This is a genomic window from Geodermatophilus sp. SYSU D00867, from assembly GCF_054050315.1.
Map to the genome: position 1 here is coordinate 106,531 of NZ_JBJGZC010000001.1, position 11,974 is coordinate 118,504.

General features: G+C 73.3%; 14 protein-coding genes and 3 tRNA genes. 16 read left to right on the plus strand and 1 reads right to left on the minus strand.

Annotated elements, in window-relative coordinates; genetic code table 11:
• The first annotated feature begins 80 nt into the window (after positions 1-80).
• The 6 genes from ACI8AK_RS00550 (at position 81) to ACI8AK_RS00575 (ending at position 2,892) form a co-directional block, all read left to right on the plus strand.
• Positions 81-153: transfer RNA gene (locus ACI8AK_RS00550), tRNA-Thr, on the plus strand.
• A 45-nt stretch (positions 154-198) separates the two neighbouring features.
• Positions 199-272, plus strand: a tRNA-Met gene (locus ACI8AK_RS00555).
• 100 nt (positions 273-372) lie between these two features.
• Positions 373-537 (plus strand): 50S ribosomal protein L33, encoded by a 165-nt coding sequence (rpmG, locus tag ACI8AK_RS00560; protein ID WP_387987806.1) that lies wholly within the window; start codon positions 373-375, stop codon positions 535-537.
• A gap of 32 nt (positions 538-569) precedes the next feature.
• Positions 570-1,016, plus strand: coding sequence for an FAS1-like dehydratase domain-containing protein (locus tag ACI8AK_RS00565; protein ID WP_456901406.1), 447 nt, complete (start codon positions 570-572; stop codon positions 1,014-1,016).
• Positions 1,013-1,441: a MaoC family dehydratase gene (locus ACI8AK_RS00570; protein WP_387987802.1), complete on the plus strand. Its 429-nt coding sequence runs from the start codon at positions 1,013-1,015 to the stop codon at positions 1,439-1,441. The genes ACI8AK_RS00565 and ACI8AK_RS00570 overlap by 4 nt, the downstream gene beginning before the upstream one ends.
• Positions 1,438-2,892, plus strand: coding sequence for a M1 family aminopeptidase (locus ACI8AK_RS00575; protein ID WP_456901405.1), 1,455 nt, complete (start codon positions 1,438-1,440; stop codon positions 2,890-2,892). The genes ACI8AK_RS00570 and ACI8AK_RS00575 overlap by 4 nt, the downstream gene beginning before the upstream one ends.
• Position 2,893: 1 nt before the next feature.
• Here ACI8AK_RS00575 and ACI8AK_RS00580 read toward each other — a convergent pair whose 3' ends face one another.
• Complete coding sequence (locus ACI8AK_RS00580; protein ID WP_387987798.1) at positions 2,894-4,126, minus strand: pyridoxal phosphate-dependent aminotransferase; 1,233 nt, start codon at positions 4,124-4,126, stop codon at positions 2,894-2,896.
• Between the two features lie 277 nt (positions 4,127-4,403).
• Here ACI8AK_RS00580 and ACI8AK_RS00585 point away from each other — a divergent pair.
• From ACI8AK_RS00585 to ACI8AK_RS00630, 10 genes are all read left to right on the plus strand, one after another.
• Positions 4,404-4,476 (plus strand) — tRNA-Trp (locus ACI8AK_RS00585).
• Positions 4,477-4,618: 142 nt separating this feature from the next.
• Positions 4,619-5,164 carry a preprotein translocase subunit SecE gene (gene secE, locus ACI8AK_RS00590; RefSeq protein ID WP_456954851.1) on the plus strand — a complete coding sequence of 182 codons (546 nt, stop codon included), beginning with the start codon at positions 4,619-4,621 and terminating at the stop codon, positions 5,162-5,164.
• 42 nt (positions 5,165-5,206) lie between these two features.
• Positions 5,207-6,112, plus strand: coding sequence for a transcription termination/antitermination protein NusG (nusG, locus tag ACI8AK_RS00595; protein WP_456949071.1), 906 nt, complete (start codon positions 5,207-5,209; stop codon positions 6,110-6,112).
• A 55-nt stretch (positions 6,113-6,167) separates the two neighbouring features.
• A complete protein-coding gene (gene rplK, locus ACI8AK_RS00600; RefSeq protein ID WP_387987792.1) occupies positions 6,168-6,599 on the plus strand; it encodes a 50S ribosomal protein L11 in 432 nt (143 codons plus the stop codon).
• A 131-nt stretch (positions 6,600-6,730) separates the two neighbouring features.
• Positions 6,731-7,450, plus strand: a complete 720-nt coding sequence (gene rplA / locus ACI8AK_RS00605) for a 50S ribosomal protein L1 (protein WP_387987790.1) — start codon at positions 6,731-6,733, stop codon at positions 7,448-7,450.
• A gap of 401 nt (positions 7,451-7,851) precedes the next feature.
• Positions 7,852-8,460: a 50S ribosomal protein L10 gene (gene rplJ, locus ACI8AK_RS00610; protein ID WP_387987788.1), complete on the plus strand. Its 609-nt coding sequence runs from the start codon at positions 7,852-7,854 to the stop codon at positions 8,458-8,460.
• 16 nt (positions 8,461-8,476) lie between these two features.
• Entirely contained in the window at positions 8,477-8,872 is a 396-nt protein-coding gene (gene rplL / locus ACI8AK_RS00615) for a 50S ribosomal protein L7/L12 (RefSeq protein ID WP_387987787.1), read from the plus strand.
• A gap of 278 nt (positions 8,873-9,150) precedes the next feature.
• A complete protein-coding gene (locus tag ACI8AK_RS00620) occupies positions 9,151-10,281 on the plus strand; it encodes an ABC transporter ATP-binding protein (RefSeq protein WP_456954853.1) in 1,131 nt (376 codons plus the stop codon).
• Complete coding sequence (locus ACI8AK_RS00625; RefSeq protein ID WP_456901403.1) at positions 10,278-11,093, plus strand: MlaE family ABC transporter permease; 816 nt, start codon at positions 10,278-10,280, stop codon at positions 11,091-11,093. Before ACI8AK_RS00620 ends, ACI8AK_RS00625 begins: the two co-directional genes overlap by 4 nt.
• Before the next feature lie 4 nt (positions 11,094-11,097).
• Positions 11,098-11,967 carry an MlaE family ABC transporter permease gene (locus ACI8AK_RS00630; protein WP_456949070.1) on the plus strand — a complete coding sequence of 290 codons (870 nt, stop codon included), beginning with the start codon at positions 11,098-11,100 and terminating at the stop codon, positions 11,965-11,967.
• Positions 11,968-11,974 lie beyond the last annotated feature (7 nt).

Genomic DNA, 11,974 nt, shown 5'->3' on the forward strand with positions numbered 1-11,974 from the left:
ACAGTCGTCTGGCACACCCCGGAGGGGGTGCGAGACCGCCGGAGACGGTGGGGTAGAGTTCCCTCCGGCTCAGTGAGCACGCCCCTTTAGCTCAGTCGGCAGAGCGTCTCCATGGTAAGGAGAAGGTCTACGGTTCGATTCCGTAAAGGGGCTCCGACCCACCGGTCCTGTCGCGAGACCGGGCCGCGCGGTCTTCCCGGCGGTGTAGCTCAGCCTGGCAGAGCAAGCGGCTCATAATCGCTGTGTCACCGGTTCAAATCCGGTCACCGCTACCCCAGACGGACCCCGTACCCCGGGGTCCGTCGCCGTGTCGGCACCCGCCGCCACGGTCCCCGGCCTCCGGGCCGGTCCGCACAAGGCGAGGAGTGCCCCGTGGCAGCCACCGACGTCCGTCCGAAGATCACCCTGGCCTGCCAGGAGTGCAAGAGCCGCAACTACATCACCCGCAAGAACCGGCGGAACGACCCCGACCGGCTCGAGCTGAAGAAGTACTGCCCGCGGGACAAGAAGCACACGGTCCACCGCGAGACCCGCTGACGCCGGTCCGCGAGGAGCGAGGGAGGGCGGGAGTGGCGCTGGACGCAGGACTGGTCGGGCGCGGCTACCCGCCCTCCGCCGTCTACGAGGTCGGTCGCGCCAAGATCGCCGAGTTCGCCGCCGCCGTCGGCGCGGCCGACCCGGTGCACACCGACCCCGACGCCGCCCGCGCGCTCGGGCACCCCGACGTCGTCGCGCCGCCCACCTTCGCCATCGTGGTCACCCTGGGCGCCGCCGACGTCGTGCTCGCCGACCCCGACGTGGCCCTCGACTACAGCCGGGTGGTGCACGGCGAGCAGCGCTTCACCCACCACCGGCCGATCCGCGCCGGGGACCGGCTGGTGAGCACCACGACCATCGAGGCCGTGCGCAGCGTGGCCGGCAACGACCTGCTCACCACCCGCGTCGACGTCGCCACCGAGGACGGCGAGGCCGTCTGCACCGCCACCTCGATGCTCGTGGCGCGGGGGACGGCGTGAGCGCCCGGCTGCGGGCCGCCGACGTCGCCGTCGGCACCGAACTGCCCGAGCAGACGCACCGGGTCACCCGCGCGGACCTCGTCCGCTACGCCGGCGCCTCCGGTGACCTCAACCCGATCCACTGGAGCGACCGGGTCGCCACCGGCGTCGGCCTGCCCGGCGTCATCGCCCACGGGATGCTCACGATGGGGCTGGCCGCCCGCGCGGTGACCGACTGGGCCGGCGACCCCGGCGCCGTCGTCGAGTACCAGGTCCGCTTCGGCCGCCCGGTGGTCGTGCCCGACGACGACACCGGCGCCGAGGTCACCGTCCGCGGGAAGGTGGGCGCCGTCCTCGACGGCGGCCGGGTGCGCGTGGACCTCACGGTCACCAGCGGCGGCGAGAAGGTGCTGTCCCTCGCCCGCGCCACCGTCGCACTGGCATGACCCCCCGGCGGGCAGTGCCGGCCGCGGCCGCGGCCCTGCTCCTGCTGGCCGGCTGCGGCACCTCCTTCACCGAGACGCTCGCCGCGGAGGACACCCCGACGGCGGCGCCGTCGTCCCCGGGCCAGGAGGGGGACACCGGTGGCGACGACGCCCCGAGCTGCCCGGCCGAGCGCGCCGAGCCCGACCCCGACCGCCCCGTCGTCGACCTGGAGTTCCGGCTCTCCGACGACGGGCGCACCGTCACCGGCACCGAGAACGTCGTCTTCACCCCGGACCGCGCCACCGACGAGATGGTGTTCCGGCTGGTGCCCAACAGCCCCGGCGCGGCCGAGCTCGGCAACAGGATCACCGTCGACGACGTCCGCGGCGACGACGTCGACCAGGCCGGCTACGAGGACGCCGGCGCCGAGGGGCCGGGCGGGCTCTACGTGCTCCAGCTCGACGGCGAGCTCCCGGCCGGCGAGTCCACCGAGGTGGAGCTGGACTTCACCGTCTCCCTCGGCGGCAGCGGCTTCGAGCGGCTCGGCACGGCCGAGGACGTGTCCTGGTGGGCCAGCGGGTTCCCGCTGCTGGCCTGGGAGCCCGGCGTGGGCTGGGCGCGCGACCCGTTCGTCGGCATCATCGGCGAGACCGCCACCAGCCCGGTCGCCGACACCACGATCAGCGTCTCGGCGCCCGAGGACCTCGTCGTCCTGATGACCGGCGACCAGGACGAGCCCTCCGCGCCCGAGGACGGCCGGCGCACCTGGACCTCGCACGAGCCGGTCGCCCGCGACGTCAGCGTCGCCGCCGGGGAGTTCCGGACCGCCACCCTCACCTCGCCGGGCGGCGTCGAGATCACCACCGGGGTGCTGCCGGACTCGCGGACCGGCCCGGGCGAGCTCGCCGACTGGGCCAGCGAGGACGTGACCGCCCTCGCCGACCGGTTCGGCCCCTTCCCGTACGACACCCTCACGGTGCCGCTGCTGCCGGACCAGGGCGGCGGCATCGAGTACCCGAGCTCGATCCTGCTCGCCGGCGCCAGCCGGGTCGTGCTCGAGCACGAGGTCGCGCACATGTGGTTCTACGGGATGGTCGGCGACTCGCAGTTCCGCGACCCGTGGCTCGACGAGGCCTTCGCCACCTACGCCGAGAGCGACGGCGACGTGTCCCGGGAGCGGCTCGACGCGACCCTGGCCGCCCCGGGCGACGTGGGCGCGGCGATGGACGAGTTCTCCGACAGCGGCAGCTACTTCGACGTCGTCTACGCCAAGGGCGGCGCCGCGCTGCTGGCCGCCCGCGAGGCCGCCGGCGCCGCGGAGTTCGACGCGGCGCTGCGCTGCTACGTCCAGCTCAACGCGTGGACGATCGCCACGCCCGCCGACCTGGCGCAGGCGCTGGCCGACCTCCCGGCCGCCACCGAGGTGCTGGTGGCGGCCGGTGCCCTCGACGAGGACGACCTGCCGGACTGAGTCAGCCGAGCAGGCGCTGCAGCCGGCCGACGCCCTCGGCCAGGTCGTCGTCGCCGAGCGCGTAGGACATCCGCACGTAGCCCGGCGTGCCGAAGGCCTCCCCGGGGACGACGGCGACCTCGGCCTCCTCCAGCACGATCTCGGCGAACTCCGCGCTGCTCGACGCGGTGCGCCCGTTGATCGGCCGGCCGAGCAGGCCCTTCACCGACGGGTACACGTAGAAGGCGCCCTGCGGCTCCGGGCAGGTGATGCCGGGGATCTCCCGCAGCATCGACACGATGGTCTTCCGGCGCCGGTCGAACGCCGTCCGCATCGCGTCCACCGCCGACAGGTCACCGGTCAGCGCGGCCACCGCCGCCGCCTGGGACACGTTGGCGACGTTCGAGGTGGCGTGCGACTGCAGGTTGGTCGCGGCCTTGACGACGTCGGCGGGGCCGACGATCCAGCCGACCCGCCAGCCGGTCATCGCGTAGGTCTTGGCCACCCCGTTGACGACGACGCAGCGGTCGGCGAGCCCGGGGACCACGACCGGCATCGACGGGGCGGTGACCCCGCCGTAGGTCAGGTGCTCGTAGATCTCGTCGGTGAGCACCCACAGCCCGGCCTCCAGGGCCCAGCGGCCGATGGCCTCGACCTGGTCGGGCGGGTAGACCGCGCCGGTCGGGTTGGACGGCGAGACGAACAGCAGCACCTTGGTGCGCTCGGTGCGCGCGGCCTCGAGCTGCTCGACGGAGACGAGGTAGCCGCTGTCCTCGTCGGCGACCACGGGCACCGGCACGCCGCCGGCCAGCCGGATCGCCTCCGGGTAGGTGGTCCAGTACGGCGCGGGCACGAGGACCTCGTCGCCGGGGTCGAGCATCGTGGCGAACGCCTCGTACACGGCCTGCTTGCCGCCGTTGGTCACCAGCACCTGCGCCGGCGTGACGGTCAGGCCCGAGTCGCGCGCCGTCTTGGCGACGATCGCCTCCTTGAGCGCGGGCAGGCCGCCGGCCGGGGTGTAGCGGTGCATCGCCGGCTGGCGGGCCGCGGCGATCGCCGCCTCGACGACGTAGTCCGGCGTCGGGAAGTCCGGCTCACCGGCGCCGAAGCCGATGACCGGCTTGCCCGCCGCCTTGAGCGCCTTGGCCTTCGCGTCCACCGCGAGCGTGGCGGACTCGGCGATGGACCCGATGCGCCGGGAGACGCGGCGCTCGGCGGGGGAGAGGGCGGACTCCGACGGGGAGACGGCGGTCATGGGTCCATCGTGTCAGGCGCCACGCCGCCGGGGCCCGTCAGTTCCCGGTCCTCCGCAGCGCGACGTGCGGGACCGCCGCGGACGGCACCACCCCGGTGACCCCTGCGCGGGGGGTCCTCCGGAGCGCGGTCACGGACCGGTCCCGCGGTCCCGTACACTGGCAACCCTGGGGCGTTCGACCCCGCCACCGGCGTGCCCCGGATCCTCCCGGGACCGGCGCGCCGACGGCGAGGCCCGACCGTCCCGGGGCAGCCCGGGGTCACCGGCCCCGGGCACTAGGGGTGTAGCTCAATTGGCAGAGCAGCGGTCTCCAAAACCGCAGGCTGCAGGTTCAAGTCCTGTCACCCCTGCCCGTGCCGCCGGCCCGTCCCGGCGGGCAGCACGACCCGGCACGACCGCGCACCGGCTCCCCGGACGCGGCCGCCGGCCGGCGAGCACCACACCAGACGGCCCGACAGCAGCGGCCACCAACCACGACGCGAGCGAGGCGCAGTGAGCGAGAAGCCGGGCCGCGGGGAGGACCCCCGCACCGCCTCGGACGCCGAGCTGACCGACGAGCAGCTCGACCGCGAGGCCCCGGGCGTCGAGGACGCCGCCGAGCTGGAGGCCGCCGAGGACGAGGTCGCCGCCGAGGCGGAGTCCGAGGAGGACAAGGTCGTCAGCACGCCGGCCCGCCGCCGCGGCGGCCGGATCACCGCCGGCGACGACGAGGACGACGAGCCCGCCGCCCCGCGCACCCGCCGCCCCGCCCGCGAGGGGACCGCCGGCGGCCGTCCCACCGGCCGCGCCACCGAGGGCTCGGGCACCCGGTCCCGGGCCGCCGCGCAGCGGGCGCGGAACGAGGAGGTCCGGCAGAGGCGCAACCTGCGCCGGTTCCTGCGCGAGGTCGTCGCCGAGCTCCGCAAGGTCATCTGGCCCGGCCGCCGGGAGCTGATCACCTACACGACCGTCGTCATCCTCTTCGTGGCGTTCATGGTGGCGCTCGTCGCGGGCCTCGACGTCCTCTTCGCGCAGGGCGTGCTCGCCGTCTTCGGCTGACCGCCCCCTGCGCCTGACCGCACCCGACAAGGAAGAGACCCCGTGACCGACCCCCGCGAGCCCTTCGACACCGACAGCGACGTCGAGGCCATCGACCTCGACGACGAGCGGATGGACGTCCGCGGCAGCGTCGACCTCGAGACCGGCGCGGACCAGGCCGGCTCCGCCGAGGGGTCGGCCGACACGGCCGACCAGGACACCGCCACCGGTGTCGCCGACGTGACCCCCGCGGTCGAGGGCGGCGGCCGCGACAGCCTGGTCGGCGACCCGCTGGCCGCGCCGGCCCCCGACCACGACCCGGTCGTGACCGAGGCCCTGGCCGAGGCGGAGGCCGCGGACGAGGACCCGCGCGAGACGCTCAAGCGGACCCTGCGCACGCAGTTCGGCGACTGGTACGTCATCCACTCCTACGCGGGCTACGAGAACAAGGTGAAGACCAACCTCGAGTCCCGCATCCAGTCGCTGGACATGGAGGACTACATCTTCCAGATCGAGGTGCCCACCGAGGAGGTCACCGAGATCAAGAACGGCAAGCGCACCCAGGTCAACCGGAAGAAGCTGCCCGGCTACCTGCTCGTCCGGATGGACCTCAACGACGAGTCCTGGGGCGCGGTCCGCAACACCCCCGGCGTCACCGGCTTCGTCGGTGCCACCTCGCGGCCCTCGCCGCTGTCGATCGACGAGGTCGTCAACCTGCTGGTGCCCGACGCCCCGCCGCAGGCGGCCAAGGCGACCGAGGCGGCCTCGCCCGCGGCGGCGTCCGCGCCGACCGCCGTCGTCGACTTCGAGATCGGCGAGTCGGTGACCGTCATGGACGGCCCGTTCGCCACCCTCCCGGCGACCATCAACGAGATCAACGCCGAGCAGCAGAAGCTGCAGGTGCTGGTCTCCATCTTCGGCCGGGAGACGCCGGTCGAGCTGTCGTTCACCCAGGTCGCCAAGATCTGAGTGCGCCCGAGCACCACCCCGGCCGTTCGAGCCTGAGTCACACGAGAAGGAAGTCATGCCCCCCAGGAAGCGGTTGACCGCGGTCATCAAGCTCCAGATCAACGCCGGTGCGGCCACCCCCGCGCCGCCCGTGGGTCCGGCGCTCGGCCAGCACGGCGTCAACATCATGGAGTTCTGCAAGGCGTACAACGCCGCCACGGAGTCGCAGCGCGGCAACGTGGTCCCGGTCGAGATCTCGGTGTACGAGGACCGCTCGTTCACCTTCGTCACCAAGACCCCGCCGGCCGCCCGCATGCTGCTCAAGGCCGCGGGTGTCGAGAAGGGCTCGGGCGAGCCGCACAAGACCAAGGTCGCCACGGTCACCCGCGACCAGGTCCGCGAGATCGCGCAGACCAAGATGCCCGACCTCAACGCCAACTCGCTGGACGAGGCCGAGCGGATCATCGCCGGCACCGCCCGGTCGATGGGCATCACCGTCACCGGCTGACGGAAGCCGCCGGGAACCGGCGGCGTCGCACCACCCGGGGCTCGCCCGAGCCCCGCGCACCTGTGGGAGGGCCTGCGCCAGGCCCGCACACCACGCGATCCCCGCACCCGCGGCGGGGGAGAGGAACCACCATGGCGAAGCACGGCAAGAAGTACCTCGAGGCGGCCTCCAAGGTCGACCGCCAGAGCCTGTACAGCCCGCTGCAGGCGGCGGGGCTGGCGAAGGAGACCTCGCCGACCACCTACGACGCCACCGTCGAGGTGGCCATGCGGCTGGGCGTCGACCCGCGCAAGGCCGACCAGATGGTCCGCGGCACGGTCAACCTGCCCCACGGCACCGGCAAGACCGCCCGCGTCATCGTCTTCGCGACCGGTGACAAGGCCGCCGAGGCCGAGGCCGCCGGCGCCGACGTCGTCGGCTCGGACGACCTGATCGCGCGCATCCAGGAGGGCTTCCTGGACTTCGACGCCGCGATCGCCACGCCCGACCAGATGGCCAAGGTCGGCCGGATCGCCCGCATCCTGGGCCCCCGCGGCCTGATGCCGAACCCCAAGACCGGCACCGTGACGCCCGACGTCACCAAGGCCGTCGCGGACATCAAGGGCGGGAAGATCAACTTCCGCGTCGACAAGCAGGCCAACCTGCACCTGGTGATCGGCAAGACCTCCTTCGACGAGACCAAGCTCGTCGAGAACTACGCCGCCGCCCTCGACGAGGTGCTGCGCGCCAAGCCGGCCGCGGCCAAGGGCCGGTACCTGAAGAAGGTCACCATCTCCACCACGATGGGCCCGGGCATCCCGGTCGACCCGAACCGCACCCGCAACCTGACGGTGGACGAGCCCACCGCCTGACGAAGGACCTCGTCCTCCCCACCCTTCGCGAGCTCAGGGCGGGCCCCGGGACGAGGCCGTTCCAGTACGTCACCACGGGGCCCCGCAGCGCACGCGCGCTGCGGGGCCCTGGCGCGTCCGGGCCCGCCCGCGGGTGAGGACGGCGACAGCGGCGTCCGCGCGGCACCGTGTACGCTGGGCGGCGTTCCCCCCACGACCGCTGGTCGTCGCACGTCCGCGTGCGATCGAAGGTCCCGGATCCCCGGGCGGCCCGCGCAGGAGGACGGTTCGATCGCCGCGGCGCCCCGTGCCCGCGTCCCTCGCCCCGTGCGCCCTGCGCCGGGGCGTTCCTCGTCTCCGGGCCCCGATCGTCCGCTCCCGTGCGGCGCACGGGTGGTCACCCGTCCGACGAGAGGAGGCCCATGCCCACGCAGGCGAAGGCCGCGGTGATCGACGAGATCACCGAGCGGTTCCAGAAGTCCAGCGCGGCCGTGCTCACCGAGTACCGCGGGCTGACCGTGTCGCAGCTGACCCAGCTGCGGCGTTCCCTCGGTGCGGGCAGCAGCTACGCCGTCGTCAAGAACACCCTGACGAAGCGGGCGGCGGACTCGGTCGGCCACACCGACCTGGCCCCGCTGCTCAACGGCCCGACCGCGATCGCGTTCATCGAGGGCGACGTCGTCGAGGCCGCCAAGGCCATCCGCGACTTCGCGCGCGCCAACCCGCTGCTCGTCGTCAAGGGCGGCGTCGTCGAGGGCCGCACCGTCAGCCCCGCCGAGGTCACCGCCCTCGCCGACGTCGAGCCGCGCGAGGTGCTGCTGGCCAAGCTGGCCGGCGCGATGAAGGGCAACCTGACCAAGGCCGCCGGCCTGTTCCAGGCCCCGCTGTCGCAGGTCGCCCGCCTGGCCGCGGCGCTGCAGGAGAAGAAGGAGTCCACCGAGGGCTCCGCCGCTCCCGCCGCCGACACCGCTGCTGCCGACACCACCACCGACTCCGCTGACGCCGCGGACACCGCGGCCAGCACCGACTGACCCCCTAGGAGAGATCATGGCCAAGCTGTCCAGCCAGGAGCTGCTCGACGCGTTCAAGGAGATGACGCTGCTCGAGCTGTCCGACTTCGTGAAGCAGTTCGAGGAGACCTTCGAGGTCACCGCGGCTGCCCCCGTCGCCGTCGCGGCCGCCCCGGCCGCCGGTGGTGCCGGTGACGGCGGTGCCCCCGCCGCCGAGGAGCAGGACGAGTTCGACGTCATCCTCGAGGCCGCCGGTGACAAGAAGATCCAGGTCATCAAGGAGGTGCGCGGCCTGACCTCGCTCGGCCTCAAGGAGGCCAAGGACCTGGTCGACGGCGCGCCGAAGCCGGTCCTGGAGAAGGTCGCCAAGGACGCCGCCGAGAAGGCCAAGGCCGCCCTCGAGGGCGCCGGCGCCACCGTCACCGTCAAGTGACGCCGTCCCCGGCCTGAGCCGGGGACCAGCACCACCCAGCACGCCACAGGGGCCGCTCTCCTCCGGGAGGGCGGCCCCTGTCGCGTCCGCCCCCCTCGGTGGGGTGGCGTGACAGCGAGCCGTGTCACGTCGGACGAGTGACGCACGTAACCTCCCCCTCCGGTCCTCGTTACCCGTGAGTACGAGGAGCGGTGTCCCCGGCGCACGGGGACCCGCGCCGGGACGCGGTCCCGGGGCCCCGCCGCGCGGACCCCGGATCAGGGCGAGGGAGGTCGACGGTGGGCGTCGCGGTCCAGGTCGAGGGGCTGACCAAGTCCTTCGGCAGCCAGAACATCTGGAGCGACGTCACCCTCACGCTGCCGCCCGGGGAGATCTCCGTGCTGCTGGGCCCCTCGGGCACCGGCAAGTCGGTCTTCCTCAAGTCGCTGGTGGGGCTGCTCAAGCCCGAGCGCGGCTCGATCGTCATCACCGACACCGACATCGTCCGGTGCGGCGAGGCGCGGCTCTACGAGGTCCGCAAGCTGTTCGGTGTCCTGTTCCAGGACGGCGCGCTGTTCGGCTCGATGAACCTCTTCGACAACATCGCCTTCCCGCTGCGCGAGCACACGAGGAAGAGCGAGTCCGAGGTCCGCCGCATCGTCCTCGAGAAGATGGACATGGTCGGCCTGCAGGGCGCCGAGGGGAAGCTGCCCGGCGAGATCTCCGGCGGCATGCGCAAGCGCGCCGGCCTCGCCCGCGCGCTGGTGCTCGACCCCGAGGTCATCCTGTTCGACGAGCCGGACTCCGGCCTGGACCCGGTCCGCGTCGCCTACCTCAACCAGCTGATCGTCGACCTCAACGCGCAGATCGACGCCACCTTCCTCATCGTCACGCACGACATCGGCACCGCCCGCACCGTGCCCGACAACCTCGGCCTGCTCTACCGCAAGCACCTGGCCATGTTCGGCCCGCGCGAGCAGCTGCTCACCTCGCAGGAGCCGGTCGTCCAGCAGTTCCTCAACGGCCGCCGCGAGGGCCCGATCGGCATGAGCGAGGAGAAGGACGTCGCGCAGGTCGAGGCCGAGATGGCCGCCCTGCAGGCCCGCGGCGGCGACCGGCACAACGGCGTCGGGCCCAAGGGCGCCGTCGGCGGCGACGCCGTCCCGCCGCAGCTCGACCCGTCCCCGGGCCTGCCCGAGCGGCGCGCCCAGCGCCGCCGGCAGGAGCGCGTGGCCCGCATGCTGCACGAGTTCGACCCGGCCACCGCCACGGCGATCCGCGACTCCCTGCCCGAGGACCTGCTCGCCCAGGTCGACGCCGGCGTGTTCACGCCGACGACGGACGCCGCCGGCCGGCACCGGGACACCACGCAGGCGGTCGGCGCGACGGCGGCCGGCGGCTCCCTGCCCGGCCCGCGGAGCGGCCGGTGACGGCCACCGGGAAGCCGGAGGCGCCGGGCCTGCTCGACGGGAAGCTCTCCCCGGCCCGGCCGCTGCGCGCCAGCGGCACGCTGTTCGCCTTCGCGCTCGACACCTTCCGGGCGCTGCCCAGGCGGCCCTTCCAGCTGCGCGAGTTCGTCCAGCAGACCTGGTTCGTCGCCAGCGTGACCATCCTGCCGACGGCGCTGGTCGCGATCCCCTTCGGCGCGGTCATCGCCCTGCAGCTGGGTTCCCTGACCCGCCAGCTCGGCGCCCAGTCCTTCACCGGTTCGGCGTCGGTGCTGGCCGTGCTGCGCGAGGCCAGCCCGATCGTCACCGCGCTGCTCATCGCCGGCGCCGGCGGCTCGGCCATCTGCGCCGACCTCGGCGCCCGCAAGATCCGCGACGAGATCGACGCCATGGAGGTGCTCGGGATCAACCCGATCCAGCGCCTCGTCGTCCCCCGGGTGCTGGCCGCGATGCTCGTCGCCACCCTGCTCAACGGCCTGGTCAGCGTCGTCGGCGTGGCGGGCGGCTACTTCTTCAACGTCGTCCTGCAGGGCGGCACGCCGGGCGCCTACCTGGCGTCCTTCGGCGCGCTCGCGCAGGTCGAGGACTTCTGGTCCGGCGAGATCAAGGCCCTCGTGTTCGGGCTGATCGCCGGGATCGTCGCCTCCTACAAGGGCCTGCGCGCCGGCGGCGGGCCCAAGGGGGTCGGCGACGCGGTGAACCAGTCGGTGGTCATCACCTTCCTGCTGCTGTTCGCGGTGAACTTCGTGATGACGGCGATCTACTTCCAGCTCGTCCCGCCCAAGGGGCAGTGACCCGGTGGCGCTGCTCTCCCCGGTCGACCGGGTCCGCGTCGGCGTGCGCCGGCTGGTCCGCCGCGTCTACGGCCGACCGATGGACACCCTCGAGGACCTCGGCGACCAGCTGTCCTTCTACGGCCGCGCCCTGGGCTGGACGCCGCGCACGCTGCGCCGCTACAAGCGCGAGACGTTCCGGCTGCTGGCCGAGGTCACCTTCGGCACCGGCGCGCTGGCGGTCGTCGGCGGCACCGTCGGCGTCATCGCGTTCCTGTCCTTCTTCACCGGCACCGAGGTCGGCCTGCAGGGCTACGCCGCCCTCGACCAGCTCGGCACCTCGGCGTTCACCGGCTTCCTCTCGGCGTACTTCAACACCCGGGAGATCGCCCCGCTGGTCGCCGGCCTGGCGCTGTCGGCCACCGTCGGCTGCGGCTTCACCGCCCAGATCGGCGCCATGCGGATCAACGAGGAGATCGACGCCCTCGAGGTCATGGGCGTCCCCTCGCTGCCGTTCCTGGTGACCACCCGCATCGTCGCCGGGTTCGTCGCGGTCGTCCCGCTCTACGTCATCGGCCTGCTGAGCAGCTACTTCGCCACCCGGACCATCACCACCGAGGCGTACGGGCAGTCGGCCGGCACCTACGACCACTACTTCAACCTCTTCCTGCCGCCGCAGGACGTGCTGTGGTCGTTCGCCAAGGTGCTCGTCTTCGCCGTCGTGATCATCCTGAGCCACTGCTACTACGGCTACCGGGCCGGCGGCGGCCCGGCCGGCGTCGGCCTCGCCGTGGGCCGGGCGGTGCGCTTCTCGATCGTGGCGGTCATGGTCATCGACCTGTTCCTGTCGCTGGCCATCTGGGGTTCGACGACGACCGTCCGGATCGCGGGGTGAGCGGGAG

Excerpts from the sequence above, each read along its gene's own strand:
- ACI8AK_RS00575 (WP_456901405.1), top strand. The coding sequence starts at position 1,438 with ATGACCCCCCGGCGGGCAGTGCCGGCCGCGGCCGCGGCCCTGCTCCTG.
- ACI8AK_RS00580 (WP_387987798.1), bottom strand. The coding sequence starts at position 4,126 with ATGACCGCCGTCTCCCCGTCGGAGTCCGCCCTCTCCCCCGCCGAGCGC.
- rplK (WP_387987792.1), top strand. The coding sequence starts at position 6,168 with ATGCCCCCCAGGAAGCGGTTGACCGCGGTCATCAAGCTCCAGATCAAC.
- rplA (WP_387987790.1), top strand. The coding sequence starts at position 6,731 with ATGGCGAAGCACGGCAAGAAGTACCTCGAGGCGGCCTCCAAGGTCGAC.
- rplJ (WP_387987788.1), top strand. The coding sequence starts at position 7,852 with ATGCCCACGCAGGCGAAGGCCGCGGTGATCGACGAGATCACCGAGCGG.
- rplL (WP_387987787.1), top strand. The coding sequence starts at position 8,477 with ATGGCCAAGCTGTCCAGCCAGGAGCTGCTCGACGCGTTCAAGGAGATG.